Source organism: Salinispira pacifica (genome assembly GCF_000507245.1).
GTDB lineage: Bacteria > Spirochaetota > Spirochaetia > DSM-27196 > Salinispiraceae > Salinispira > Salinispira pacifica.
Genome location: NC_023035.1, coordinates 1428201 through 1455139 on the forward strand (window position 1 = coordinate 1428201; position 26939 = coordinate 1455139).

A 26939-nucleotide genomic window follows, 5' to 3' on the forward strand; every position below is an offset into this window, starting at 1 on the left:
CACATGAATGAAATAATCAGCAGCGGAACCATAATTCTGGCACTCATCGCTTTGCTGTCGGTAACGGCTGTGGGGATTATCATCGAAAGGATGAGATATTTCCGGAAAAGCCGTGCGGATGAGGACAGACTTCTTGAACGGATCCGTCACAGCCTTGAGAAAGGCTTCTATGATGAAGCCCTGAGCATCTGTGAACAGAATCCCGGACCCCTCAGCGATCTGATGAAAGTGGGGATAGAATACCGCAAATATTCACCCGAGGTGATCCATGATCTCATCTCCGATGCAGCCAATCTGGAAGTACCCAAAATGGAGCGAAACATTGCCCTGCTGGGAACCATCGCCCATATCACCCCCCTTCTGGGACTGCTGGGTACGGTAACCGGGAACATTCAGGCTTTCGGAGTGCTCAGCGACTTTGGTGCCGCAGCGGATCCCGGTTTGCTTGCCGGGGGAATCGCCGAAGCGCTGGTAACAACCGCAGCAGGTATCGTTGCGGCAATTCCTGCAATTGCCTTTTACAACCAGCTTGTGAGCAAGGTGAACCACAACCTCATTCGGCTGGAAAACCGGGTGAGTGAACTGGTGGTACTCCTCAAAGGGGACGTGGGAAGCAAAACCATGGCTGATCTGGGCACATCCAGTGCCGCCACTGCCTCGTCCCGGGGAACCGGTTCAGGTCTGAAAAGCGGAGGTTCCCGATCATGAAATTCCGCCGTCAGCTGAAAGCACAGGTGCAGCCGGATCTCATTCCCATGATCGATATTGTATTCCAGCTTGTGGTGTTTTTTATGGTGTCCAGCACCTTTGTGGTGGCTCCGGGCATCGGTCTGGATCTCCCGGAATCCTCCACCGAGGAACAGGTGAGCATGGATCTGTATCAGATCAGTCTCAACTCTGATGGCCGGATGTTCTTTCAGGACCGGGAAATAACCATGAATCAGCTTCCGGCCCTGTTGAACGACCTTGATACCGATGAAAAGCAGCGGGTGGTAATTCAGGGAGATGCGGGGGTTCCCCTGCAGCAGCTGGTGAGTCTGCTGGATACCCTTCGCTCCAACGGCGTACGAAATGCCAGCATCCTGGCCAAAAATCCCGCACCCGCCTCCAGCCCTGAACGTGGGGATTCTCCCGAGGGTGGTGCGGCCGGCGATGCAGCCGGAAATTCCTCCGGTAATTCCTTCGGGAATACATCCGGGAACACATCCGGAAACACATCCGGAAATACAGAGGAGCAGCCTTGAAAGAAGGAGCCCGTCTCAGTACATCCATGGTCATCTCTCTTCTGATCCACCTGGTACTTATATCTCTGTGGCTGATCATTTCCGCCATCTCTCCCCCGGAGGAACCGGAAACCCTGCAGGTAGTGCTTGCGCCGGCAGCTCCTCCCCCTGCAGTTGATGCCTCAGACCCTGAGAACGACACAACCAGGCTCCCTGAAGCTCCGGAGTCCGCAGTAGAAACGCCGGAAGCACCGCCCGAAGCAGCAACAGAATCAGCGCCGGAATCGGCCCCCGATCCGGCCGCCGATCCAAACCCGGCTGAGAACAGCCGGGGAACCTCAACAGATTCCCGGTCCCAGCCCTCCGGCGGTTCCCGACCCCCTGAGACCGCCAGAGCCGATGATGCCGCAGGAAGGACAACTCCTCCGACCATACCCGACGATCCCGATCCCCTGGACTGGCAGGTTCCCAGGGAAAGGGATGAACGCAGCTCCACCGACCTCAGCGGGTTTCTCAGCGATGATGAACAGTCGGAGCGGGATCGGCAGCTTGAAGAGTGGCGTAACAGCAATTCCGCCGGCGATACTGGCGGATCCGACAGCACGCCTGGCCGGGATACAGCCCCTCCCCGCTCTGACACCGGTGAAGATGATCCGGGTGAAAGGGGCCCGGACCCTGAGCTTGCTGAGCGTCTGGCGTGCATCCGGGAAGAGACCCGAAGCAGCGACAACAGTGCTGACTCCGACCGGGCGGACGGCCCATCAGAAAGCCCGGCGGATGACCAGACAAGCGATCCGGACAGGGATCCCGGGGACAGCAGCGCAGAATCTCTCCGCCGGCAGGGAATTTCCGGGGAAATCCTCCAGCAGGGCAGGGACCTGATCAGCGAAGATCGGCTTGATCTCGGCCGATATCTGGATCAGAGTGATGTGAGCTGGGATTCACGGATTCGAATTAAGTTCACCGTTGACAGTGATGGCTTTGTCACCATCTTGAATCCGGAGAGTTACTCGGCCTATAATCAGCTGAGCAGAGCCATTGAGCGCCTTTTTACCGGTCCGGTGTTCGAGCCCGATCCCGATGCGCCTCCTGTTCGAGGGTCAATCGTATTTCAAATCCGCTGAAATCCGCTGAAATCCGGCGATCTCAGCAACAAGCAGGCGATATTAACAACAATCAAAGGAAAAGCACTGGTCCATATTCGGACCGGTGATGAGAGTTATACATGAAACAGATACACGCAGTTGCCTTCGATATAGACGGAACCTTATATCCCAACAGGAGAATGTATCTGGCCAGTCTGGGGTTTGCCCTGGGCCATTTCCGGCTGCTGAATGCCTTCAGAAAAGTTCGCAAGGAACTGAGAGATACCCGTCCGGTGGAGGATTTTTATGAGCTTCAGGCCCGGCTTTTCGGCCGGCGGATCGGTGTGGACACCGACGAAGCCCGGGAAATCATAAACCGCACCTTCTATACCCGTTGGGAATCGGTACTCCGCAAGGTGAACCTTTATCCCGGAGTATTGGACCTGATCCGGTTGCTCAAGGAAAAAAATATTCCCCTGGCGGTGATGTCCGATTTTCCCGTTGTAACCAAGATGAAAATTCTCAACATCGAAAACTATTTCGATGTTGAAATGAGCTCTGAAGAGGTGGGCTATCTGAAGCCTAATCCCGAGCCTTTCCTGGAAATGGCCCGGCAGCTGAATGTGAAGCCGGAAAATCTTCTCTATGTGGGGAACAGTTTTCACTACGATGTGTTGGGCGCACACTCCCTGGGAATGATGACTGCACATATCAGCTCCCGAAAACCGGAAAAATCTCCTGCGGATTTTACATTTAAAAGATATTCTTCACTCCGGGACTGGATTCTTCCCCGGCTTGATTGAACTTGTCTTCCCCTGCCCATCTTACTATCTTTATCGTCATAAAGATTACAAAAAATATCAGGTAAACCTGATCATTTGAAGATGAGGTAGATATGTCCATCCGTCCTGTTACAAAAATATCCCACGCAAGTCCCGCAATAGAGGGTGCCGGTGTGCATCTGCACCGGGCATTCGGTTTCGGAGATACCGCAGCCAGTGATCCGTTCCTTCTTTTCGATGATTTCCGGAACAACGATCCCCGGCTGTACAGCAAAGGTTTTCCCTGGCATCCCCACCGGGGAATTGAAACCATCACCTATGTTCTGGCCGGAGAAGTGGATCACGGCGACAGTCTGGGGAATACGGGAACACTGGGTGCAGGAGATGTTCAGTGGATGACCGCCGGAAGCGGAATCATTCATCAGGAGATGCCCCGGGGAGATGCTGCAGGTGCCATGCACGGGTTTCAGCTGTGGGCGAACCTGCCTTCATCCAAAAAAATGACCGACCCCAGGTATCAGGATATCCCCTCCGGAGAAATACCCGAGGTAACCGAGGACGACGGAACCAAGGTGCGCATCATCACCGGAGAGTTCTGGGGAAAGCGGGGCCCGGTTGAGGGCATTGCGGCAGACCCCCGTTATCTGGATATCTCCGTCCCGCCGGGAAAAGAGCGTTTTTTCAAAATCGATCTGACTCACAACGCCTTTGCATATGTGTTCGCCGGTTCCGGCAGCTTTCGGGGTGCCTCGGATCCGTTTCTTGCTCCCACCGAGTATGTAAATGCAGAGGGCACCACAGAAGCGCTGCCCTCACACCCTGTGGAGAACCGCAATCTGGTCTTGTTCGACCGGGGTGATGAAGTTCTGGTGAGAGCGGGGGAGGATGGGATCCGGTTCCTTCTGGTCTCCGGCCAGCCCCTGAAAGAGCCTGTTGCCTGGCACGGGCCCATTGTAATGAACAGTCAGGGAGAGATCCGTCAGGCTCTCAGTGATCTTCAGACCGGGAATTTTCTCAGGACTTCCCAATAAATTCTCCAAAAATACCCCTCAACCCTCGTCAAATTTGATTTTTATTGTATAATATATATGACCCTTAATAGGGTCATGGGAGAGGGAACAAATGATGTTTACGCTGGGAGACCTGCTCATCCTCAGCGTGGCGGTGATAGTTGTATTAATATTCCGCCACCTGGACAGGAATAACAGATCCCTGGAGAAGGTTAAGAAGTTCAGTGACCGGATCCAGCAGGAACTTGCAGAAATTGCCGAAGAAAAATCACAACAGCTACAGGATATCTCTATAGGGGTGGATGTGCATCAGCAATCCGCCCGGAGGGCTATAGAGCGTCTTGAGGCATCCGCCGAAGAGCTGAATGCCAAAGCAGCTCACATCGATGAAATTCAGCAACGCATAGACGAGTATGATTTAGCTTTGAAACAGTTGGTGGAAATGACCAATAAGGCTGAAGAGAACATGAAGGGAATCCAGAAGGAATCCGCCTATGTTGATACCGTGGGCAGGCGGATCAAGGATGCCCGGAAACAGATGGAGGGAATCGAAAAGCAGATCCCCTCTTTGTTGGAAGATTTCGAGAAGCGGAACTCCCGCCAGCTGGAACATACCGGTGCACAGGTTCTTAAAGACGGCGAAAAAATGGCCGCCGATCTTCAGCAGAGGGTGGAGGATGCCAGAGCTCAGGCGGCGGATACCCTCAGCGGACTGGAACAGCGGTCACTGGAAGTCCAGGCGGGGATGGATGGTCATTCGGCATCGCTGGTTGAATCTATGGAGGAGCGTTTCGGTGCATTCCGGGATGAACTGAACCAGGCCGAAGAGACTTTCCGCAGCAAAATGAATGAGATAGCCACCAAGGCCAGAAACTTTGAACTTCAGGCATTTTCCGAACTCCAGGAGGAACTGGACGGAAGAAGAAGCGACCTTCGAAGCTCATTAATCGAGAGCATGGAGCAGCAGCAGAGCGAACTTGAGCAGAAGTTCGAAGATGCCCGGCAGGAGAACAGTTCCAGGCTGGATACTACTCTCGGCGAACTTCAGGAGCAGCTTCGGGAAGACAGCTCTCTGATTAAAACCCAGGCTCAGGAACAGCAGCAGGAGCTGACCCGGAAATTCAGCGAGCTTGAGTCAGAGCTTGAAGAACAGAGCTCTTCCTACCGGGGGCGGCTGAGCGAACATCAGGAAGAATTCGAAAACGGGTTCATTCGGATCCAGCAGGAAATTGAAGACAAACTGCAGCAGAGCCGTGAAGAGGGCAGCCTGAAAGCCGACGAGCTGCTGAATCGCATCAGCATGGACGTGGAGGCCAGAGGGCAGAGTCTGGAGCAGACAATCGAAAATCAGCTCCAGGACCTGGATGCCCGGGTTCAGCTTTCCCATAATCAGATCGACACCCGTTTCTCCGAGCTTCGGGAGCGCCTTGATGACTGGATGGAGCGATCCAACAGCTATATCGGAAATCTGGATACCCGGTTCTCCGAACTGAATGAAAAGAGCATCAGGCTGGAACAGGATCATACCGCCCGGCTTGAACAGATAGAAGCCGAAATTGTACGCACCGAGGACGATGTAAACACCCGCTTCCAGAGCCTGAAAAATGCAAGTCAGCAGCTTGTCCACGATGCCGAGGAGTACGTGAACCGGGAAATCCAGGAAAGCAGCGAACGCAATACCCGGAATCTGGAGAACCGCTTCTCCCAGGTGGACAGTAAGATACAGGAGGCTCAGGACTCGGCCTATCAGCAGGTGGAGCAAATTCGTCAGCGCATAGAGGAATGGCAGGAAGGGTTCCAGGCTGAGATGGATGCCCACAGCGGTGAAGGAGCAAAGCTCCTCCACCAGGCCAGAGAAGAGTTTATGGAAAAGGCCCGTCGGGTGTATGACGACCAGGATGAGCGTTCCAAAGAACTCCAGGAGAACTTCCAGGCCATCATCCGGGAGCAGGATCAGAAACTTCACGAACAGCTGGATTCCAGCGGACATGAGATACAGAGGATTCAAGGCCTGCAGGAAGATAACCAGCGGAAAATTCAGGAGATAGACGTAAGCCTTCAGAATGCCGTGGATGAGCTGCGCCGGAAGTTAAGCGACACTCATGGAAACCTGGAGCAAAGCATTTCTGAAGAAACCCTGCAGATGGAGCAGAAAATTCTGGGGCAGCTTGAAAAGCGTCTCATGGATTACGAGGGCAGCATCAACTACCGCCTTTCCCGTCTTGAAAATGTGGGTGCTGAGCTGGAGGAAATGGATTCCAGAATTCACGAATCCATGGAGTTGGTCTCTGCATCTGTAAATGACGATATGGAAAAAATGAGTCAGGAGCTGAAGAGTCAGCGGGAAGAGGATCTGGTTCGAGCCCGGGAGGAGATGGAAACCCTGGCGCATCAGATCTCATCTCATCAGCAGGAATTGGAAGATCTGAAGGAACAGAGTCATGCCAGCATGTCAAAGCAGCTGGAAGTCCTGGAGCAGGAATTTTTCAATGATCTTCGACAGCGCCAGCAGAATCTGGATAAGCGTCTTGAGTCCTGGACTGAAGAATTTGACAGCAACCTGGACAGACTGAGCAGTGAAGCAGAAGAAGAGCGCCTGAACCTGGAACGAAAGTACGTGGATGACTTTGCCGGCCGTATCGAGAGTCTTCGCGGCGGACTCGGGGACCGGATTGATGAGCTTCAGAGCGAGTTCAGAGACAGGGAAGGCTTGATCCGGGAGGACTTAAATGCTCTCGCCGAAAAGGTAGGCTCGGCAAAGGCGGGGCTTGATGACCAGCTGGGAGTTTTTGAACAGCAGTCACGCTCAATTATTGATGACCGTTTTCAGGATATCCAGACTTTGCTCAGCAGCAAGCTTACTGAAGCGGAATCTGACATGGATGGTAAACTGTCCCGGCTTCATCAGAGCATGAGCGAACGGGACGGAGAAATCCGGGAACTTCATGAAACCATTCGCTCAGATGTCACCATCTGGCAGAATCAGATTCTCCAGCGTCTGAAAGGCTCGGAGAGCGGAATCGAAGAGGAGATGTCCAATTTCAGGGTGAGAATTACCGAAACCCTGACTGCACTGAAAGAAGAATACAGCAGCGAGAAGGATGATATTGTCGCCTCCGGGGAGAACGCCCGGGCCCAGCTCCGTAACGGTATCCAGGAAGCATCTGTACAGCTGAATGAACTTCAGTCAAATCTTAACGATAAGACCGAAGAGGCTCTGAATCGTTTCAATATGGACTACCAGAGTTTTATCAAAGAGATCGAACAGAAGGGCCGGGAATTCGGTCATGAAGTGGATGATTCGGTTCGGGAGTTCAGGGGATTCGTTTCATCCACAAGAGACGAGTTTGAGGCTGCGCAAAAGCGGCTTATGGACCGTCTCAACGAAGATCTCCGTATGCTTGATGTGAATATCAAACAGATTGAGAAAAAACAGAAAAATTTCCTCCAGCAGACCAAGCTTTTTGAGCGGGCCGATAATCTGAAAAAGAGCCTGATGGAAGATGTGGCACAGCTGAAATCCGAAATTGATCGGGTGCAGAATGAGCGCAAGCAGGTTGAGGAGCTGGACGGAGAATTTAAGCGGATTCGAAAACTCGGCGATGAAGCCACCGAAAAAATGAACCGGTTCATCGGTGAACAGCGCAGGCTGGAAGGTATTGAGGATGATTATAAAAAACTGATGACCCTCTCTTCCAACGTGGACAGTCAGTTGGATAAGGTTACCAGTAAGCACGACAGTCTCCAGCAGATGCAGCTTGCCATCCGCAATCTGGATGATCTGCAGAAAGAGCTGGATCAACGCTACGACCGCCTGAGCAAGCGGAAGGAAGTGATCGATACTACCCTGGAAGGGGTGGATAGAAACTTTCATCAGCTTACCGATCTTGAAACGCGAATTACCGACCTTCATGGCCATATCAGCGGACTGAACAAGAACGCCGATGATCTGAAGGAACGCCTTGAGAGCCTTGCCATGAATAAAAAGGAATCGGATATGGCCTTGAGGAATCTCAATAACCTGAACCAGGCCATGGAAGAGATCGATCAGCGTATGTCGGATATGCAGAAGGCCAGAGAATGGCTGGCCCGCACCGAGACCCGCCTGGAAGACGTTTCCCAGCAGGCGGATCAGCGGGTTCAACTCCTGGGCAGCATTACCGGGCAGCAGAAAAACGGCGCAGCTGAAGATGACCGCCCGGCTCCTTCGGTTTCGGTGCGGGATATGGTAATCAAACTGAAACACCAGGGATGGAAAATCGAGGATATCGCCAAATCCTGCAAGGTTTCCCGGGGAGAAGTTGAGCTGATTCTTGAGATGGCCCACCGCTGATCTCTGCTCCTCCTGCGAGACCCTGTCCCGATCCAATTTCATTGCCGCCAGAATCCGGCGGTAATGAAATTTTTAACATTACTTGACCTTTGCAATAGCTCTGTGTATTTTCTATTCACCAGAACACATCTAAAGAAAATCTCATTCATTTATAAGGCATAGGAGGAGTTTGTGGCCGTCGAGGATAAGGAGCAGCAGGTGGATGAAGCATCCCCGGAATCCGGCTCTGAAGATGACGCCCAGGCTGAGGCCGGGGAAGGGTCTGAACTGAGTACCGATGACGATTTATCCGTAAAGGATAAGGAAATCGAACGTTTACAGCAGGAAAACAGTGATCTGAAGGATCAGTTTTTACGGAAACAAGCCGACATGGACAACTTCAGAAAACGTCTGCTGAAAGAAAAAGAAGATGCAATAACCTTCGCAAATAAACAGCTGTTGCTGGATTTAATTACCATCATTGATAATTTCGAACGCGCTATTAAAAGTTCTGAGGGTGCAAGGGATTTTGATTCCTTTCATGACGGAATTGTAATGATTGAGAAGGAATTCGTGGGAATGCTCGAGCGAAAGTGGCATTTAACACGGTTCGAATCAGAAGGCGAAGAGTTCGACCCCATGAAGCATGAAGCTATGATGGTTGAAGAATCCAGTGATCACGATCATCAGGTGGTGCTTCAGGACTTTCAGAAAGGGTATATGCTGAAGGATCAGGTGCTTCGTGCAGCAAAGGTAAAGGTTTCCCAGCCCGTGTCTGAAGCCCGGCAAGAAGCGGGAGATCAGGCAAAAGCTGCGGATGAAACTCATGATGATGGCGGGGAATAAAAATTCCTCCCCGCTGAGTCTGTTGAATAATTGGATCAGAAATGGGGGAACGCCGGATCACCGGGTACTCCCGACTAAATTAATAATTTGACGAAATCCCGCAGAGAGCATGCGGGTGGAAATGCAAGGAGATATGTATGGGTAGAATAATCGGAATTGACCTCGGCACAACCAATTCCTGTGTAGCCGTAATGGAAAGCGGTGAATCTGTAGTAATTCAGAATGCGGAAGGGCAGCGAACCACGCCTTCAATGGTAGCCTACACTGCGAAGAATGAACGGCTGGTGGGACAGCCTGCGAAAAATCAGATGGTAACCAATCCCGACCATACCATCTATTCCATTAAGCGTTTCATGGGCCGACGGGGCAACGAAGTTGACCAGGAAGTAACCATGGTTCCCTACAATGTTGATATCTCAGATAAAACCTCTGCAGTAAAAGTGGTGGTTGGCGACAAAAAGTTCACCCCCCCGGAAATCTCCGCAGCAATTCTGCAGAAGATGAAGGAAACCGCCGAGAGTTATCTGGGTGAAACGGTTACCGAGGCTGTTATTACCGTTCCTGCCTATTTTAACGATGCCCAGCGTCAGGCCACCAAGGATGCGGGCCGGATTGCAGGTCTGGAAGTAAAACGTATTGTGAATGAGCCCACTGCAGCGGCTTTGGCATACGGTTTCGGCAAGGAAGGAAAAGACGAAAAAATCGCCGTATACGACCTGGGCGGCGGTACATTTGATATTTCCATCCTGGAACTGGGTGACGGTGTTTTCGAAGTAAAATCCACCAATGGAGACACTCACCTGGGCGGTGACAATTTCGACCAGAAAATTATCGACTGGCTGATTGAAAATTTCAGAAATGACTACGGCATTGACCTGAGCAAGGATCGGATGGCTCTTCAGAGACTGAAAGAAGCTGCAGAGAAGGCCAAGAAAGAGCTCTCCTCAACTGCGAGCACAGACATCAATCTGCCGTTTATTACCGCCGATGACTCGGGCCCTAAACATATGCAGTACAATCTCACCCGGAGCAAATTTGAACAGCTTGCGGATGATCTGATCAAACGCACAGAAGCTCCCTGTAAAGCTGCACTGAAAGATGCCGGACTGAGCGCATCTGATATCGATGAGGTGATTCTGGTGGGAGGAAGCACCAGAATTCCCGCCGTACAGACACTGGTGAAGGAAATATTCGGCCGGGATCCCCACAAGGGTGTAAACCCTGATGAAGTGGTTGCCCTTGGTGCCGCAATTCAGGGTGGTATTCTCGGTGGAGATGTGAAGGATGTGCTTCTCCTTGATGTTACGCCCCTTTCTATGGGAATTGAAACCCTGGGCGGAGTGTTTACCAAACTGATAGAGCGGAACACGACCATTCCCACCCGGAAAACCCAGATATTCTCCACTGCAGCGGATAATCAGACTGCGGTATCCATTCATGTGCTACAGGGTGAGCGTGAGATGGCTTCCCAGAACCGGACCTTGGGCCGTTTTGATCTGGCTGAAATACCACCTGCACCCAGGGGCGTTCCCCAGATTGAGGTTACCTTCGATATTGATGCTAACGGTATCGTGCACGTCAGTGCAAAAGACCTGGGAACCGGCAAGGAACAGAAAATCCGCATAGAAAGCAGCTCCGGTCTGAGTGAAGATGAAATCAACAAGATGGTGAAAGATGCAGAGGTTCATGCGGAAGAAGACAAGAAGCTGAAGGAAGGGGTTGAAACCCGGAATGAAGCGGACAGTCTGATATATGCCACTGAAAAATCTGTGAAAGATTACGGCGATAAAATCGGTGACGACGAAAAGAGCAAGATTAATGACGCCATCGCCGATCTGAAAAAGTCCCTGGAAGGGGACGATCTGGATGATATCAAAGCCAAAACAGAGGCACTCAAGCAGGCAAGCTACAAACTGGCAGAAGAGGTGTACAAGGATCAGGGCGGCGAACAGGCTCAGCCCGGTTCCGAGGGTGCCGATGCCGGAGCAGCAGGCGGTGAACAGGCCGGCGGTGCCGAGCAATCATCCGGTTCCACTTCCAAGGACAATGTCGAAGACGTTGACTATGAAGTAGTGGACGAGGATGATAAGTAATAATGGCTAAACGAGATTATTACGAAGTCCTTGGAGTCTCCAAAGGAGCCTCCAAGGACGAAATTAAAAAAGCCTACCGGAAGCTGGCGGTTAAACATCACCCCGACAAAAACCCCGGAGACAAGAAGGCTGAGGAGCTTTTCAAAGAAGCTTCTGAGGCCTATGAGGTTCTCGCTGACGATAAAAAGCGCCAGACCTATGATCAGTTCGGTTTCGCCGGACTTGAAGGCATGGGCGGCGGAGGCGGCGGAGCCCAGGATTTCTCCAGCGTCTTCCGGGATTTCGGCGATATTTTCGGTGATTTCGGAATTTTCGACTCGTTCTTCGGCGGTGGCGGCCGGGGAGGGGGCGGTCAGAGACGTCGCAGCTCCGCCGTGAGAGGTTCGGATCTGCGCTATGATCTGAAAGTTCCCTTTAAAGATGCCGCATTCGGTACAAAGGTTGAGGTCAGCTATAACCGCAGTGTTCAATGCGAAAGCTGCAGCGGCCATGGCGCAGAACCGGGAACCGGAAAGAAGACCTGTCCAGGCTGCGGCGGAACAGGTCAGGTGCGCAGATCCTCGGGCTTCTTTTCGATTGCTTCCACCTGTCCCAACTGCAATGGTGACGGAACTATCATAGAGAGCCCGTGCAAGACCTGCCGGGGTGCCGGGCGTGTTGAAAAGCACACCAGAATCAAGGTTACAATTCCCCCGGGAATTGAAAACGGGAAGCGGATTAATATTCCCGGACAGGGCGATGCCGGCAAAAACGGCGGTCCTCCAGGTGATCTGTATGTGTTTATCAATGTAGAGCCCCATGAATATTATGAAAGGGACGGGGCTGATCTCTACTGCGTCATACCTGTGGACATTGTGCAGGCCAGTCTGGGAACTGAGATTACCGTACCGACTCTGGAAAACAAACGGGTAAAGCTTAAAATTCCTGCGGGAACCCAGAATGGAAAGATTCTCAGACTCAGAAACGAAGGAATACCCCATCTGAATAATGCAAACAAGCGTGGGGATCTCTATATCAAGATCAAAGTGGATGTGCCCACCAAGCTGAGCTCAAAATCCAAGGATCTTCTGAAGGAGCTGGGAGAACTGGAAGGAAGCAATTCTTCTCCCCAGCCTGTTCCTCTCAGGGAACTGTAGGCCGGTTTTTAAATACGGAACGGTCCAACAGCTCCAGCAGGTGCTAAGCGGTTAAGTTTCATTGGACAACTCCCGATGATAAAGCGGGAAGTAGTTTCCCTCTTTATCAGGAGTGTTCAATGAAATTAATAATACAACGGCGAGGCATATCCGGCCTCTTAATTCTTTTCTTTCTCGTTCTTCCGGTATCTGCATCCTCATCTCAGCCAAGTGAAGATAACATCGGAGAGTATCATTCCCTGCATGAAGATCTCTCATTCCATCCTTCGGAATACGGTGATGGATGGATTGTGAATGATGAAAATTCCGATGGAGTGGTCGACTACGCAATATATTTTGATGAAGACGGATATAAAGTCTTTGAGGTAATCGACTTCGACAGAAACGGGAGCATGGATGACTTTTATTTTTATTCAAGAGGGGTGCTGGTTCGACAGGAGCTGGATCAGAATGACGATCAGCTCATAGATTTATGGGTATACATAACCGAAGGGGTGTATGTCCAGGGCTACGAGCGGGACAGCAACTACGACGGAAAAATTGATGTGGTAAAATTATATGGCGAAGACGAATAAATCCGGAGTGCTGTTTGCCCTCCACGATATTGAAGAATTTCTCAGAGGCAACAAAGCTCCTTTACGACAGATCACTCTGGATTACTCTCCTGATTTGAACAGGCGGGAAAAAGAGATCCTGGAGTTGTGCAAAAAGAAGTCGGTAAAACTTCGCCAACTCTCCCAGGATGGCTTCAGCGCAGCGATTTCCGGCATGTTCGGACAGTCCCGCCCAAAGGGACTGAGGCATATTGTCCTTCATGTTCCGGAATCAATGCTTACTCCCATGCAGCATGCCGGTGAACTTGAGGATCTCATCCACAATTCTGAATCCCCGAATTCCCTCATTCTGGTGCTGGACGGAATTACTGATCCCCACAATCTGGGTGCGATTCTGCGCAGTGCTGATATGTTTTCTGTTCATGCCGTAGTGCTCCCAAAGAAGCGCAGTGTTCATGTGAACGATACCGTACGGCGCATATCCGCCGGTGCAAGCCATCATATGCCGGTTTTCTATGTGAGTAATCTTTCCAGGACTCTTGATATGCTGAAAGAAGAAGGCTACTGGATCTACGCCGCCGACCTGGATGGAAAATCTCCATCCCGACTCCGCCTATCCGGAAAAACCGTGCTGGTTATGGGCAGTGAGGGCAAGGGCCTGGGAAACGAAGTGAAAAAGCATGCGGATGATGTTGTAACCATTCCCACATCGGGGAACGTGGACTCCCTGAATGTTTCAGTTGCCGCAGGAATACTCATGTATGCAGTGCGGGAACAGATGCCGGTGGAGGATTGAACCCGGCAGCAGGATCAGTCGGCATCCTCTCCGAATATTCGATTTCCGATATCTTTCCGGTACCATGCTCCGGGAAACTTCACCTGGGAGGCCAGTTCGTAACATCGGTTTCTTGCCTTCAGTAATTCGGTACCTTTTCCTACCACAGAGAAGCATCTTCCCCCGCCTGTTACAAGCTCACCGTCCCGCTCCATTGTGGATGCGTGAAAGAGGTGCTGTCGCTTTTCAAGTCTGATATCAGGAAGTTCAACTTTCAGATTCTTCCGGTATTCGTCGGGATAGCCGTCTGCAGCCACCACTACGCAAATAGACTGGAGGGGAGAAATACTGAGCTGCTGGGTCTCCAGGGTCTGGTTTGCCACCGCTTCAAAAAGATTGGCGAAATCAGTTTCCATCAACGGGATTACGGCCTGAGCTTCAGGATCTCCGAAGCGCACGTTGTATTCCAGCACCTTTGGTCCTTCCGCGGTTATCATCAATCCGAAGTAGAGGATTCCCCGAAAATCGATGCCGTCATTCCGCAGGCCCTGAAAACTGGGGCGGATAATCGTTTCCTCAATCTCCGGCATAAGAGATGCATCGAACCAGGGGACGGGACAAACCGCTCCCATTCCGCCGGTGTTAGGGCCCTGGTTGCCGTCACCGGCTTTTTTATAGTCTGCTGCAGGGGGGCAGAGAAGGTAATTTTTTCCGTCGCTGAGTGCAAAAATGGATATCTCATAGCCTTTGAGAAATTCTTCTATTACCACTTCTCCGTCTTTCAGCTGACTTTCTGCAAACTCCCTTGCCCGGACCAGGTCAGATGTTTCCAGTACGCCCTTTCCGGCTGCCAGGCCGCTCTTTTTGACAACAAGCGGAAGCTGGAAATCCTTCAAGGCAGCCTCAAGTTCCCCGGAGTTTTTTACGATCCGGGCTTTGGCTGTGGGAATTTGGTGGCGAAGCATGAACTCTTTACTGTACGCCTTGCTGGACTCGAGCTTTGCGCCGTCAGCTCCCGGGCCTACAGTGGGTATTGAGTTCTTTCGCAGTTCATCCGCCAGACCTCTGGAAAGGGGGACCTCAGGTCCGATAAAGACAAGTTTTATGCCATATTCATTCACTGCAGACAGAATTGCCCTGGTGTCGCTGACGTCAATGTCCAGATTCACCGCAAATTCCCCGGTGCCGGCGTTTCCCGGTGCGCAAAAAACTCCGTTATTCCTGGTGCTTGTGTGAAATTTCCAGGCAATGGCGTGTTCACGGGCACCACTGCCCACAACTAAAACTTTCAATACGTCCTCCAAACGCTGATATCACCGGATCTGACCATGGGCATCAGTCTCCATTTTCGTTTTCATGGGAATCGAGCAGACTGCGTATGGTTCTGGGGTACCAATAATGCTCGAGCTGGTGAATATGTTTTTCGGCTTCTTCCAGGCTGGTCACCTCAGAGCGGTGAAATGCCTGCTGCAGGATGATTCGGCCGGTATCCATGCCCTCATCCACATAATGGATGGATATTCCCAGGTAATCATCTCCGCTCTCCCAGCTTTGCTCAATACCCCGTGTGCCGGGGTGCCGGGGAAGCAGTGACGGATGAATGTTTATGATTCTGTCAGGATATGCATTGATAATCAAGGGGCTGAGGAGTTTCATGAACCCGGCAAGCACAATGAGCCGGACATCACTTCCCGCAAGATATTTCAGAATCTCCTGTTCAGCATCCTGCCGGGATCGGTTTGAGTAGCTGATAAACTCGGCGGGGATTCCGTTCTCTGAGGCGAATTTCAGGGCTCCTGAATTCTTCCGATCGCTGATCAGCAGACTGACACGGTGACGGGAATCAGATGTCAGATCCCGGTGGATTGCCTTAAAATTTGTGCCTGTTCCGGATGCAAAAACTGCAATGTCAGCCACGGACAATCTTCCCCGCTTCGATCAGCTCTACACCCCGTTGTCGGGCCAGGGAACGGGCCTCATCCAGGTCTGATGGGGATACCACCATTATAAGACCGAGTCCCATGTTGAAAACTTTGCGCAATTCTGGTTCTGGGGTTTGTTTCAGATTCCTGATCCGGGTGAAAATTTCCGGTGCCTCCCAGTCCCAGGTCAGATCGGGAATTGCACCCTGGGGCAGAATTCGCTGAAGATTTCCTTCCACGCCGCCTCCGGTAATGTGGGCGGCTGCTTTGACCAGTCCTTTTTCATGAAACGGCATGAAATCTTCCACGTATATTCTGGTGGGAGTCAGCAACTGCCGCCAAATTTCATCCCCGGCATCTTCAAGAAGTTTCCGGGCCAGGGAGAATCCATTGGAATGAACGCCGCTGGAAGGGAAGGCAAGGAGAAGATCTCCCTCCTGAATTTCGCCGGAGCGGGGTAACAGCCGGGACTTGTCACCCACACCGCTGCAGAATCCCGCAAGATCAAAGTCGTCGGGACGGTAGACATCCGGCATTTCCGCTGTTTCACCTCCTGCCAGCGTACAGCCGGCCTGTTCACAGCCGGTGACAATGCCCTTCATCAGTTCTTCAAGAACAGTATTTTGGATTTTACCGCATGCAATGTAGTCCAGAAAAACCTGGGGGCGTACACCGGCCACCGCAAGATCATTCACACACATGGCGACCAGGTCGATTCCCAGGGTATCATAGGTTTCCAGGCGTCGTGCCACCAGGAGTTTGGTACCCACCCCGTCGGTGGAACTGAGCATTACCGGATTGCTGATTCCCGTCATATCCAGTTCAATTCCTCCGGCGAATCCTCCGATTCCCCGGGAAACTGCCGGAGACTGAATTCCTGCAATATGGCGTGCAAAGGCGTCTCCTTTTTCGATATCAACTCCCGCTTCCGCATAATTTTTGGGCTTCATGTTTTCTCCCTTCGTGAAAATTCTATTTCAATTTTTTCGGATTCAGCCTGCTTCTGTATGATCTGTCTGTTTTGTTATATGTCTCCCTGAGAATTATCCGCGGTTTTTGTCTCTGGGGGTTGCCTGTCGTGCTTCAGGGCGGAGTGGAACTTCAAAAGGGTAATCACCGTTAAAGCAGGAAAAGCAGAATTTGCCGGGTGAACCGCTTGCCGTTTTCAGATCCTCTTCCTGAAGAAATTGCAGGCTGTCGGCGCCAACGTGCTTAGAAAGCTCTTCGGGTGAAAGACTGTTGCTGATCAGTTCCTTCCTGGTGGGGATATCAATCCCGAAAAAACAGGGCCATCGAATCTCCGGAGCGGAAAGGCGAAGGTGAACTTCTGCTGCACCGGCTTCCTTGATGAGTTTGACCAGAATTTTTGCGGTTGTTCCCCGTACAAGGCTGTCATCGATGAGAAAAACCCTGCGACCCTGGATCACAGAACGTACCGGATGAAGTTTGAGCCGTACTGCAAGCTCCCGTTCTGCGGTGCTGGGGAGAATAAAAGATCTTCCGGTATAGTGATTTCTGGTGAGGCCCATCTCAAAGGGAATTTCCGCATGTTGGGCGTAGCCCAGAGCGGCAATGGTTCCGCTGTCCGGAACCGGTACGACAATATCTCCGCCGGGGTGGGGGCTGTTCAGCAGTTCCCGATCCTTCTTCGCCAGGGCTGCGCCGATTCGCTTTCTGAAGTTGTGAACAGAAGAATCGTATATTTCCGAATCAGGCCGGGCGAAGTAGATCATCTCGAAGATGCACTGATGAGTCCCCTCCCGGGGATTCCTGGGAATAAAATAGGATGATTCACCTTCCTGGTTGATGATAATCACCTCTCCAGGCTGGACGGAGCGGTACTCGGTGACCTGCATCATATCCAGGGCAACGCTTTCCGATGCAAGGTAGGTTTTTTGGTTCTTCCAACCGATATACAGGGGGCGGAATCCCCATGGGTCCCTGATAGCTATGAGGCTGTCATCGTGGAGAGCGACCATGGAAAATGCACCCTTCAGTCTTCCCAGGCTGTGCATGAGGGCCTCATGAAACCCGTCTTTTCTGCATCTGCTAATGAGGTGAAGTATTACTTCGGTGTCCGAACTGGTTTGAAAGATGGCCCCTTCCTGAAACAGCTCCTCTTTCAATTCCTTGGTATTCGTCAGATTCCCGTTATGAGCTATTGCGATTTCGCCCTTGTTGCTGTTCACCACCAGAGGCTGTGCATTTTCTTTTTTATTGCCTCCGTGGGTGGAGTAGCGGACATGTCCGATGCCCGCATGTGAACTGTGGGGTTTCTCCAGATATTTCCCCAGAACACTGCTCACCATCCCGAGATCCTTGTGAACCACAGTCTGATCATCTTCGCGGTAGGCGATACCGGCACTTTCCTGGCCCCTGTGCTGGAGCGCGAATAGCGGAAAATACAGATCCTGAGGAATGTTGGAGGGTTCGCGACTGAATAAGCCTACAACCCCGCAGTAATGTCCGAGTTTATGATTCTTCACGGGTTGATATATATCATCGGGGGGGTGGAGGGTCAAGCACTCCCGGCGGGAAACCCGGCTCTCCGGGAATGAGGTCCGGGAGAGGGGAGTTTCATGTGCCGGGTGAAGTTGGGAGTAGCTGCCGGATGAGGGCCGCTGCCGCCGGGAGCCTGCTGAGATTCTGCTCGGTACCGGTGGGTGTATTGCTGAACATCCGGTCTATTACTTAATAAATATCCTGCTGAATAAATATCCTACTGAATAAATATCCTACTGAATAAATATCCGGGCTATTGCTGAATATTGAAGAGTCTGCAGGCATTGTCGTAGCTGGTTTGCGAGAAATCCTCTACAGACATATCCCGGAGATCCGCCAGGAATTCGGCGGTGCTGTGCAGATAGCTTGGCTTATTTCGCTTTCCCCGGTAGGCTGCAGGCACCATAAACGGACTCTCGGATTCGATTACCATTCGGTCCAGAGGAATGTTTTTCGCCGTTTCATGGAGGTTTCGGGCATTCTTGTAGGTCACATTCCCTGCAAATGAGATATAGAGGTTCAGTTCAAGCGCTTTTTTTGCAAATTCCCAATCCTCACCATAGCAATGGAGAATTCCTCCCCGGCTGGGAATCCGCTCACGGAGGATATCCAGAATATCGCTACCCGCATCCCGGTTATGAATGATCACCGGAAGGTCGAGTTTTTCGGCGATTTCCAGCTGACGGATAAAAAGCTCCACCTGGCTGTCCTTGTCGCCGAATTTTCGGTAATAATCCAGGCCGGTTTCACCGATGGCAACCACCTTATCCATGGCTGCACCCTGATCAATCTTTGACTCCCAGTCCAGACCGGGGTTTTGTACTTCGGATGGAGAGACTCCCACCGCATAATATACATTGTTGGCAGTTTTCAGATTTTCATATACGGCAAAGAAATCATGCAGGTTGTTGCAAATGCTGATAATACCGTCCACATTTGACTGTCGGGCTTCCTGAGTAATAATAAGTTGTTCGATCGGGTCTTCATGAATCAACCCGATGTGGGCGTGAGTATCAAATAGCTTCATAATTGGTTTTTTCCATTGAGAAAAGATATATCTGCGTTACATTGCAGTCAGATTAAAAAAATATCACGCTAAGGGACAAAGGTCAACTAATTCTCAATGTTCCTGCGTACTTTACTGTTTGACAAAATATGAAGAAACATGCTATTTTTTTAACTGTTAACAAATTGGGGAAAAGCTGTTTATGAATGCCCTGATCCCCAGATTATTGCAGTTTCTTGCGTTCTGGGCAATATGCAATCCGGCAGGGGTTAACTTTCGGCACAATACGCCGATATTATTACAGTAACCGTGACAGGGGTATGCCTGAAAAATAACCGGCATGGTTACCCCCTTTGAGTAATGTGGAGGCAGCAAAGCAAATTATGCGCTCGGACAGCAAGAATCGAAAGCCTGTATTTTCAAACATCAAAGCATTTTTCCGTAAATCCTCTGCATTCGTCAAATCTCTGGTGAAACAGAAATTCACCGTCATGTTCATCCCTCATTCAGAGAAAAAGGTAGTGAATTTTCAGGTGAGTACCATTCTGCTCGCATTTGTAGCTGCGATTCTTCTGGGTATGGTTGGCGGGTTCTTTTATATGACAACCGTGTATGCAGGCTCGGAACAGGTAATCAGTGAGCAGGAAGATGATCTTGTAGTTACCCAGGGTAACCTGGATACCGTGCTGGATGAAGTGAATGATCTGGTAAAGGTTTACGAAATTTTTGAGAATGCCATGTCGGGAACCCTGAATGAACTGGGAGTCTCCAATGTAATGGAAGGCGGCATCAGCGGTTCAGGAGACCTCTCATCAATCAGCGATCTTCAGGAGATCAATAACGGCGAGGTCCGGGAAATTTACGATCTGCGAAGGCTCAGAGAATCCATCTCTGATGCCGTAGGTCCTCTTGAAAATATTTCCTTCGGTCTGGAAGTGCGAAAAGAAGTTTTAGCAAATCTGCCCACCCTGTGGCCGGTTGCCGGAGGTCGATCTGCGGTAACCATGGAGTTCGGACCGAATATCCATCCGATTAATGGAAACTGGTATCTCCACAAGGGAATCGACATAGCAGGCCCCATGGGACTGCCTATACAGGCTGCGGCCAACGGCAGAGTTGTAGAATCCGGGGTGAACAATATCTCAGGCTACGGAAACTATGTGGTAATTGAGCATAAATACGGATTTAAAACCCGCTACAGCCATATGGGAAGCCGTCTGGTTGAAGAAGGGGATATTGTATCCCAGGGAGACAGGATCGGAACCCTGGGCAGCACCGGTAAATCATCGGGGCCTCACCTTGACTTTCAGATTATGCTTGGAACCGAAGTTCTTGACCCCGCAAGCTTCCTGAAAATTCAGAATACATTTGAACGCTGGGAAGGTAACCGCTGATGGAGCGGTTTCCCGAAGAACAATACGTAAACTCTCTCATCGGTTTCGGCAGCAGGTTTAAAGGCGACATTGAAATAGACGGGCTGTTCAGGATCGACGGTGATTTTTCCGGTTCTGTTAAAACCGAGGGAAAGGTGCTTATCGGCAGTCGGGGCAGGGCGGACTGCAGCATTAATGCCAGAGTTGTTGTCATCGGCGGAATTTTCCGGGGCACGGTGTATGCCCAGGAAAAAATTATCGTTCTCGCTTCGGCTGTTGTTATCGGAAATCTCTATACGCCACGGCTGATCGCCGAGGAAGGGGTGCTGATTAACGGGTCACTGGTGGTAACCGGGAAGAAAGCCGGCCGGAAAAACGTGGTTCAGCCCCGAAGTAACGGTCTTGATTCCTCTGAAGGATCAGATTCTCCAGGAAAAGAGCAGACCAGGGGTATTGAAGCGGCACGGCCCGGGGGACTTTTCCGCATCGGCAGAAAGCGCAGGCAGCCATCCGCCTCCGAAGAAAACACAGGCTCCAGAACTTCCTGATCAGGGGGTATCAATGGATCGCATAGATGGAACCGGAGGGTTCCTGTTTCGTCCGGATCATCCTCTTCCGGAAAAGAAGAAAAAAACCAATTCCGCCAAAAAACCATCCAGAGGCATGTTCGGTAAGTTGCTTTCCAAAACCGAAGTGAGCGAATCCGAGTTTTCAACACTTCCCGGTACTCCAATTGAGAGTGACGATCAGTTGCGGGAAATAATTGACACCATTCACAGCACAGGTGAACAGATTCTGAAATATCCCGGTCCGGATACCCTGGCGCGCTACCGCCAGGCGGTGGGAGATTTTATCCGACATGTGAGTAGCAATGCCTATCAGGTGGATGAGCAGATTTCCCGCCGGGATGTTCTGAACCAGAAAAAATACAGCATCATTCGAATAGTGAACGAGAAGCTGGAGAAGCTTTCCCGCTCTGTTCTCTCATCTCAAAACAGGCAGATGGATATGCTTGGCGGGATGGAGGAAATTCAGGGACTCCTGGTGGATCTGCTCCACGTAAGCTGACTAAATAACTCATAAAAAACTCCAAAAGAAAAGCTGTTACAAAAACCTTCATATTTTTTCCAAATTGGGGTAGTATGGTAGTTGGAACGAGATATTCTGCTCCGGTACCTGAAATAATTCGGAGCATTCATTGTCTCATGAAACCAGACTAACCCCGTACGGGAGAAAATATATGAGTTGTACACCCTCTCAGGAATTTACGGACAACGAAAAGCTGTTGTCGGAGAATAGATACGAATATGTTGCATTGAAGGTCCTTCATACCAATGATGTACAGTATTGCAGGAATAGCGCTGAGGTCAAAACCGGATCCCATTACATAATACCCACCAAATATGGCCCGGACCTGGCCCTTGCCATCGGCTCCACCGACAGCTGTGTTAACTGCAGTCTGAACGGTTCCAAGGAAAACGGCGAGAACGGCGACGGACCCCGGCTTATAGAAATTATAGAAGAAGCAGGACCTGAGGATATGGAAGCATATTCCCAAAACCTGGAACGGTCCAAAGAAGCGTTTCAGATTACCCAGGAACTTATCGGGCATCATAATCTCAACATGAAGCTTGTACGGATACACTTTGTGCTCCGTGAGAGCAGAATTGTATTTTTCTTCACTTCCGAGAAGAGGGTTGATTTTCGTGCTCTGGTGAGGGACTTGGTAAGTCATTTTCGTGCCCGCATAGAGTTGAGGCAGATCGGAGTCAGGGACGAAGCCCGAATGGTTGGCGGCCGGGGAGTATGCGGCCGGGCTCTGTGCTGTAACGCCATCGGGGAAAATCTTGAACCTGTCTCAATAAAAATGGCGAAGACCCAGAAGCTCAGCCTCAATTCCCAGAAAATATCCGGACCCTGCGGACGACTGCTTTGCTGTCTTGCATTCGAGTACAAAACCTATCAGAAAGAGCAGGAAGGATTTCCCAGGGAAGGGCAGTGGCTTGAGCTGAAGCCTGGAGAGAAGGTAAGAATCTCAGAGGTAAACATCCTCAGCAAAAAGGTCTGCGCATACTCAAAAGACGGGGTTCGAATGGAATTTCCCGGGGAAGATATACAGTATACCAGAGGGGAAAACCTCTGGCGCTATCATGCCCCGGAAATAGAACCTGAAGATCTTTTGTAAACCTCAGACAGTGCACGGAAGCTTGTGAAAAATATATCTTTCGAAAAATTCGACCGTACTGATGGTGTCGAGTATTTTTCAGGCACCAAATGTGTTGGTTTTTATTGGAAAAAATGGTGCTTCACAAGCTTTGGTGCACTGTATTAACGTCACGAAGCCGGTGTACCGTCACGTTTGAATTGAAGCTGCTGCAGGTTGAAATACAACCCGTTTTTCTTCATCAACTGTTCATGGGTGCCGGATTCAGCCACTTTTCCCTGGTGCAGAACCACGATGTTATCCGCATCCATGATTGTTGAAAGGCGGTGGGCAATGACAATGGAGGTTCTGCCTGTCATCAGCGTTTCCATTGCATGCTGGATTTTCCGCTCTGTTTCTGTATCAATATTCGCCGTAGCCTCATCCATAATAATAATTTTCGGATCCTGAAGCAGCAGTCTGGCAAAAGACAAGAGCTGCAGCTGACCGCTGGAAAAATTCTCCCCGCTCTCTGACACCATGGTATCCAGCCCCTTGGGCAGTCGCCGAATAAAATCGCCGGCCTGTACCGTATCCAGTACTTCAAAAACCCGTTCATCCGGGAGTTTTTTTCCCAGCAGCAGATTCTCCCGGAGACTCATGTGAAACAGGGTGACATCCTGCTGAACCGGCTGAACAATGGTCCGCAGACGATGGAGGGGAATTTGTTTTACATCCATGCCGTCGATGTATATTGTTCCCTTCTGGATCTCCCAGAGTCGGGAGAGCACATTGGCGATGGTGGTTTTCCCTGAACCGGTATACCCCACCAGTGCAATTCGCTGCCCCGGCGACCCGCTGAAGCTGATTCCTTGTAAAACCGGTTCTCCGGGATTGTATGAGAAATGCACATCCCTGAACTCTATTGAACCCTTTACCTGTTCCTTTTCTGGAACCTGGAAGCTTCCATCGTTTTCTTCAATGGTCTGCTGCTCAAGGTGTTTCTCATCCAGCAAAGAAAATACCCGTTCGCTCCCTGCCATGGCAGATTGGATGAGGGTGAATTTCTCAGCCATATCCCGTACCGGCTGATAAAAGCGCTGTATCAAATTGATAAATGCAATGAGAACTCCCAGGCTCACCAGCCCTGAAAGCAGCTGATGAGCGCCGGCGAACAGCACCAGAGCAATGGACATGGTGGAGAGAAAGTCCACTACCGGCCGAAACACTGTGAAAACGTACAGTTCGCTGAGATTCGCCTTGAAAAGCTGGTAATTTCGCCTGGTAAATTCCCTGATAGTCTCTGTTTCCCGGGCAAATACCTGCACCAGACTCACCCCTCCCAGATGTTCGGAGATATAGGCGTTTACCGAGCTGACCCACTTTCTGACCTTCCGGTAGGCACTTCGTGCTTTGTGTCTGAAGAATAGAAGCAGGAGGGCCACCGGCGGCAGTATGGCCAGGGATATCAGTCCCAGTTGAACATCCAGGAGAAAGAGAGTGATCATCACCCCAGCCATCATAATCACATCGGAAATAATGGAGGTGAGAACATTGGTGAACAGCTCATTAATGGTTTCAACATCGCTGGAAACCCTGGTTACCAGTTTTCCCACCTGCTGATTCTGCAGGAAGCGGAGATCCTGATGAATGGTCTGATGATACAGCTGTACGCGCAAGTCCTTCATCACATTCTGACCTGCCAGAGCCATGAAAAAGATCTGCAGAAAACTGGAAATCAGAACAAGGATCAGAATTCCCAGGTACAGCAGCGCCTTGTTCCGAATCCCTCTCCAGTCAGCCGCCCGCAGTTCCCGTTTGAGTTCCCGGTCCAGCTCACGGTATGCCGAATCCTGAATTGCCGCATATTGATCATTATACAATAGACGCGGGTATTCGGTATTTGGCGCGTCAGGAAGACTTCTCTCTATCTTTTGCAGCAGCGAGTCAGCCGGTACTGGAGCACCCGGAGAGGAAGGGTCCGGAGACGGAACGGACAATGACCGAGGGGCAGCTGCTTCCTGTGTCCTGGATATAAGATAATAGGCCGGAGGATTCGTATCTTTTCCCCGGAAGTATCTGCCGGCGTAGCGCTGTGAGTAAAATCGGAGTCCATTCAGTTCAACCCAGTTATCATCAATTCTGGGATCCACTTCCCGGATTCCCTCCAGATCGGAGGCTTCCCCGGGCAGCCATCCGGGCTGAAGGTTATTGTCCACCGCCCGTTGAATAATCACCGGCATGCTGAGCTGGCCCAGGGTGGTCAGCACAATAAAAAACATGCTCAGATAGGTCTGCCAGCTGTACCGTCGCATGTATTGAAAAAGACGCAGTACCAAACCCTTCTGAAAACCGGTAAACTCCATTTCTTCGTGGCTGATCATGCTGATACCTCCGGGCTGAGCTGCTGGATTCTGGCAATGTTCCGGTAGTATCCCGGTTGTGCGGCAAGTGTCTCGTGAGTCCCCTCCTGGCTCACCGTTCCGTTCTCCAGAACAATGATATGATCGCAGTGCTTCAAGGTGGAAATTCGGTTGCTTGCAATCACTGCACTCCGGGATTTTATCTGCTCCAGAAGGGAGGTGAGAATTCGCTCTTCCGTTTCTGCGTCCACTGCACTCAGGGGGTCATCAAGCAGAAGCATGGGAGGGGAGAGGGCCAGGGCCCGGGCCAGGCTGGTGCGCTGTTTCTGTCCGCCTGATATGGTAATGCCCTTTTCCCCCACCACGGTATCCCAGCCCTGGGGGAACTGGGGCAGATCCCGGTCCAGGCTGGATGCCCGGACCAGTTCCTCAAGCCGCCGGTCTTCCAGGGACTCCACGCCGAAGGCAAGATTGTCCCGTATGCTGGCGGAAAACAGGAAGCTTCGTTGGGGTACAAATCCAAAATACTTTCGCAGATGTCCCAGATCAATATTTCGGATATCGTTTCCGTTGATCAGAATACGTCCGTGGTCAAACTCGGTGAGCCGGGGCAATAAATGAATGAGGGTGGTTTTCCCGCTGCCAACCGGTCCGGTTATTCCCACCAGACTCCCGGGTTTCAGGCTGATATTAATGTCAGAGAGAATGTCTCCCTGTTCCCTGCGGACGCTCACATGTTCGAACCTGATTTCTCCGTTAAGATCTGGCGAAGGGCGGCTGATTGCAGGATCTATCCGGGGCTTTTTTGCCATGACGGTATTGATGCGTCCGAGACTTGCCGCCCCCCGCTGTATGAGGTTCACCGTAAAGCCCGCCCCAAGCATGGGCCATATCAGCATCTGCAGATAGCTGAGGGTGGCAACCAGTTGACCGTGGGTGATATCAGTCTGAATCACCTGCTGCCCGCCCACCAGCAGGAGAATCATAATGGTCAGCCCGGAAAGAAACATCACAATCGGGAAAAATATACCATTCACCGACACAAGACGCATGTTTCTGCTGCGGTAATCATCGTTCAGCACGGCGAACTTCCGCAGGAAAAACCGCTCCTTCACAAAGGACTTGATAACCCGTATTCCGGTAAAGGTCGCCTGGCTGTGTCCGCTCATATTTGAGAATCCTTCCTGCACCTTTTTGAACAACGGACCGATCAGCCGTCCGAAAAATATAAGAAGAATAGTGATGGCCGGAAGGGGAATGATGGTATATGCGGCAAGTTCAGGCGTCTGGCTGAACATTATTATGAGAATGGATACGGTCAGGAAAATTCCGTCGAAGGCTGCAACCAGAGCCATGCTTGCAGCCCGCCTGATAGTTTGCATATCGTTAGTGGCCCGGGCCATCAGATCCCCGATGCCATACTCCTCATAGAACGCTGTATCCAGATTCATGAGGTGGGTGAACAAATCCCTCCGCAGGTCGGTCTCGATTTTTCTGGCCGGGGTACCCAGAAAGTATCTCCATCCCAGTCTTCCGGCTGCGATCACCAGGGATGTAAGGAACATATGGAAAATAATCCGGCCGATATCCTCCATCACGAAATTCATGTCAGCAAAACTGTCCACAGCCTGTCGGATGAACTGGGGGATCAGCAGCTGAAATCCGCTGGTGATCACCAGGCTGATGATGCCCAGGAGATACCAATGGCGGAAGGGTTTCATATATTTAAACAGTGTACGGTATTCCTTCAGCAATGTATGTCCTTATATTAAGTTGGATATTGTACATCAGCGGTGAAACAGGCGGTCTTCACC

Annotated in this window: 22 protein-coding genes; 15 read left to right on the forward strand and 7 right to left on the reverse strand. The window is 51.0% G+C overall.

What is annotated here, in order from left to right:
- The first annotated feature begins 3 nt into the window (after positions 1-3).
- From L21SP2_RS06330 to rlmB, 11 genes are all read left to right on the forward strand, one after another.
- The gene (locus L21SP2_RS06330) at positions 4-708 is read left to right on the forward strand and encodes a MotA/TolQ/ExbB proton channel family protein (protein WP_024267671.1); all 705 of its coding nucleotides are present in this window, start codon (positions 4-6) and stop codon (positions 706-708) included.
- Positions 705-1244, forward strand: a complete 540-nt coding sequence (locus L21SP2_RS06335) for an ExbD/TolR family protein (protein ID WP_024267672.1) — start codon at positions 705-707, stop codon at positions 1242-1244. Before L21SP2_RS06330 ends, L21SP2_RS06335 begins: the two co-directional genes overlap by 4 nt.
- Positions 1241-2347, forward strand: coding sequence for a hypothetical protein (locus tag L21SP2_RS06340; protein WP_024267673.1), 1107 nt, complete (start codon positions 1241-1243; stop codon positions 2345-2347). Before L21SP2_RS06335 ends, L21SP2_RS06340 begins: the two co-directional genes overlap by 4 nt.
- A gap of 101 nt (positions 2348-2448) precedes the next feature.
- The gene (locus L21SP2_RS06345) at positions 2449-3111 is read left to right on the forward strand and encodes an HAD family hydrolase (protein WP_024267674.1); all 663 of its coding nucleotides are present in this window, start codon (positions 2449-2451) and stop codon (positions 3109-3111) included.
- Between the two features lie 92 nt (positions 3112-3203).
- Positions 3204-4121, forward strand: coding sequence for a pirin family protein (locus L21SP2_RS06350; RefSeq protein ID WP_024267675.1), 918 nt, complete (start codon positions 3204-3206; stop codon positions 4119-4121).
- 91 nt (positions 4122-4212) lie between these two features.
- Positions 4213-8433 carry a SpiroCoCo family coiled-coil protein gene (locus L21SP2_RS06355; protein WP_024267676.1) on the forward strand — a complete coding sequence of 1407 codons (4221 nt, stop codon included), beginning with the start codon at positions 4213-4215 and terminating at the stop codon, positions 8431-8433.
- 171 nt (positions 8434-8604) lie between these two features.
- Positions 8605-9258, forward strand: a complete 654-nt coding sequence (gene grpE, locus L21SP2_RS06360; protein ID WP_024267677.1) for a nucleotide exchange factor GrpE — start codon at positions 8605-8607, stop codon at positions 9256-9258.
- 137 nt (positions 9259-9395) lie between these two features.
- Complete coding sequence (dnaK, locus tag L21SP2_RS06365; RefSeq protein ID WP_024267678.1) at positions 9396-11351, forward strand: molecular chaperone DnaK; 1956 nt, start codon at positions 9396-9398, stop codon at positions 11349-11351.
- 2 nt (positions 11352-11353) lie between these two features.
- Positions 11354-12487 carry a molecular chaperone DnaJ gene (gene dnaJ / locus L21SP2_RS06370; protein ID WP_024267679.1) on the forward strand — a complete coding sequence of 378 codons (1134 nt, stop codon included), beginning with the start codon at positions 11354-11356 and terminating at the stop codon, positions 12485-12487.
- Between the two features lie 119 nt (positions 12488-12606).
- Entirely contained in the window at positions 12607-13062 is a 456-nt protein-coding gene (locus L21SP2_RS16990; protein WP_024267680.1) for a hypothetical protein, read from the forward strand.
- Complete coding sequence (rlmB, locus tag L21SP2_RS16995) at positions 13046-13837, forward strand: 23S rRNA (guanosine(2251)-2'-O)-methyltransferase RlmB (protein ID WP_024267681.1); 792 nt, start codon at positions 13046-13048, stop codon at positions 13835-13837. The genes L21SP2_RS16990 and rlmB overlap by 17 nt, the downstream gene beginning before the upstream one ends.
- A gap of 14 nt (positions 13838-13851) precedes the next feature.
- Here the strand turns inward: rlmB and purD are convergent, their stop codons facing one another.
- The 5 genes from purD to L21SP2_RS06405 form a co-directional block, all read right to left on the reverse strand.
- Positions 13852-15108, reverse strand: coding sequence for a phosphoribosylamine--glycine ligase (purD, locus tag L21SP2_RS06385; protein WP_024267682.1), 1257 nt, complete (start codon positions 15106-15108; stop codon positions 13852-13854).
- Positions 15109-15151: 43 nt separating this feature from the next.
- Positions 15152-15733 (reverse strand): phosphoribosylglycinamide formyltransferase, encoded by a 582-nt coding sequence (gene purN / locus L21SP2_RS06390; protein WP_024267683.1) that lies wholly within the window; start codon positions 15731-15733, stop codon positions 15152-15154.
- Positions 15726-16688, reverse strand: coding sequence for a phosphoribosylformylglycinamidine cyclo-ligase (purM, locus tag L21SP2_RS06395; protein WP_024267684.1), 963 nt, complete (start codon positions 16686-16688; stop codon positions 15726-15728). Before purM ends, purN begins: the two co-directional genes overlap by 8 nt.
- Before the next feature lie 93 nt (positions 16689-16781).
- Entirely contained in the window at positions 16782-18224 is a 1443-nt protein-coding gene (purF, locus tag L21SP2_RS06400; protein ID WP_024267685.1) for an amidophosphoribosyltransferase, read from the reverse strand.
- A 269-nt stretch (positions 18225-18493) separates the two neighbouring features.
- Positions 18494-19267 (reverse strand): TatD family hydrolase, encoded by a 774-nt coding sequence (locus tag L21SP2_RS06405; protein ID WP_024267686.1) that lies wholly within the window; start codon positions 19265-19267, stop codon positions 18494-18496.
- Between the two features lie 341 nt (positions 19268-19608).
- Between L21SP2_RS06405 and L21SP2_RS06410 the strand changes: the two genes are divergently transcribed.
- The 4 genes from L21SP2_RS06410 (at position 19609) to L21SP2_RS06425 (ending at position 22804) form a co-directional block, all read left to right on the forward strand.
- Positions 19609-20640, forward strand: a complete 1032-nt coding sequence (locus tag L21SP2_RS06410; RefSeq protein ID WP_244437967.1) for a M23 family metallopeptidase — start codon at positions 19609-19611, stop codon at positions 20638-20640.
- The gene (locus L21SP2_RS17965; RefSeq protein WP_024267689.1) at positions 20640-21167 is read left to right on the forward strand and encodes a bactofilin family protein; all 528 of its coding nucleotides are present in this window, start codon (positions 20640-20642) and stop codon (positions 21165-21167) included. The genes L21SP2_RS06410 and L21SP2_RS17965 overlap by 1 nt, the downstream gene beginning before the upstream one ends.
- Positions 21168-21180: 13 nt before the next feature.
- Entirely contained in the window at positions 21181-21687 is a 507-nt protein-coding gene (locus L21SP2_RS17000; protein ID WP_024267690.1) for a YaaR family protein, read from the forward strand.
- A gap of 172 nt (positions 21688-21859) precedes the next feature.
- The gene (locus L21SP2_RS06425) at positions 21860-22804 is read left to right on the forward strand and encodes a PSP1 domain-containing protein (RefSeq protein ID WP_024267691.1); all 945 of its coding nucleotides are present in this window, start codon (positions 21860-21862) and stop codon (positions 22802-22804) included.
- A gap of 149 nt (positions 22805-22953) precedes the next feature.
- Here L21SP2_RS06425 and L21SP2_RS06430 read toward each other — a convergent pair whose 3' ends face one another.
- Both L21SP2_RS06430 and L21SP2_RS06435 read right to left on the reverse strand, forming a co-directional pair.
- A complete protein-coding gene (locus tag L21SP2_RS06430) occupies positions 22954-25146 on the reverse strand; it encodes an ABC transporter ATP-binding protein (protein WP_024267692.1) in 2193 nt (730 codons plus the stop codon).
- Positions 25143-26879, reverse strand: coding sequence for an ABC transporter ATP-binding protein (locus L21SP2_RS06435; protein WP_024267693.1), 1737 nt, complete (start codon positions 26877-26879; stop codon positions 25143-25145). The genes L21SP2_RS06430 and L21SP2_RS06435 overlap by 4 nt, the downstream gene beginning before the upstream one ends.
- Positions 26880-26939: the final 60 nt, after the last annotated feature.

Coding starts and splice junctions, on each gene's coding strand:
- L21SP2_RS06330 (WP_024267671.1), top strand. CDS start 4: ATGAATGAAATAATCAGCAGCGGAACCATAATTCTGGCACTCATCGCT.
- L21SP2_RS17965 (WP_024267689.1), top strand. CDS start 20,640: ATGGAGCGGTTTCCCGAAGAACAATACGTAAACTCTCTCATCGGTTTC.
- L21SP2_RS06335 (WP_024267672.1), top strand. CDS start 705: ATGAAATTCCGCCGTCAGCTGAAAGCACAGGTGCAGCCGGATCTCATT.
- L21SP2_RS06405 (WP_024267686.1), bottom strand. CDS start 19,267: ATGAAGCTATTTGATACTCACGCCCACATCGGGTTGATTCATGAAGAC.
- dnaK (WP_024267678.1), top strand. CDS start 9,396: ATGGGTAGAATAATCGGAATTGACCTCGGCACAACCAATTCCTGTGTA.
- rlmB (WP_024267681.1), top strand. CDS start 13,046: ATGGCGAAGACGAATAAATCCGGAGTGCTGTTTGCCCTCCACGATATT.
- L21SP2_RS06425 (WP_024267691.1), top strand. CDS start 21,860: ATGAGTTGTACACCCTCTCAGGAATTTACGGACAACGAAAAGCTGTTG.
- L21SP2_RS17000 (WP_024267690.1), top strand. CDS start 21,181: ATGGATCGCATAGATGGAACCGGAGGGTTCCTGTTTCGTCCGGATCAT.
- L21SP2_RS06430 (WP_024267692.1), bottom strand. CDS start 25,146: ATGATCAGCCACGAAGAAATGGAGTTTACCGGTTTTCAGAAGGGTTTG.
- L21SP2_RS06350 (WP_024267675.1), top strand. CDS start 3,204: ATGTCCATCCGTCCTGTTACAAAAATATCCCACGCAAGTCCCGCAATA.
- L21SP2_RS16990 (WP_024267680.1), top strand. CDS start 12,607: ATGAAATTAATAATACAACGGCGAGGCATATCCGGCCTCTTAATTCTT.
- L21SP2_RS06355 (WP_024267676.1), top strand. CDS start 4,213: ATGATGTTTACGCTGGGAGACCTGCTCATCCTCAGCGTGGCGGTGATA.
- purM (WP_024267684.1), bottom strand. CDS start 16,688: ATGAAGCCCAAAAATTATGCGGAAGCGGGAGTTGATATCGAAAAAGGA.
- L21SP2_RS06345 (WP_024267674.1), top strand. CDS start 2,449: ATGAAACAGATACACGCAGTTGCCTTCGATATAGACGGAACCTTATAT.
- dnaJ (WP_024267679.1), top strand. CDS start 11,354: ATGGCTAAACGAGATTATTACGAAGTCCTTGGAGTCTCCAAAGGAGCC.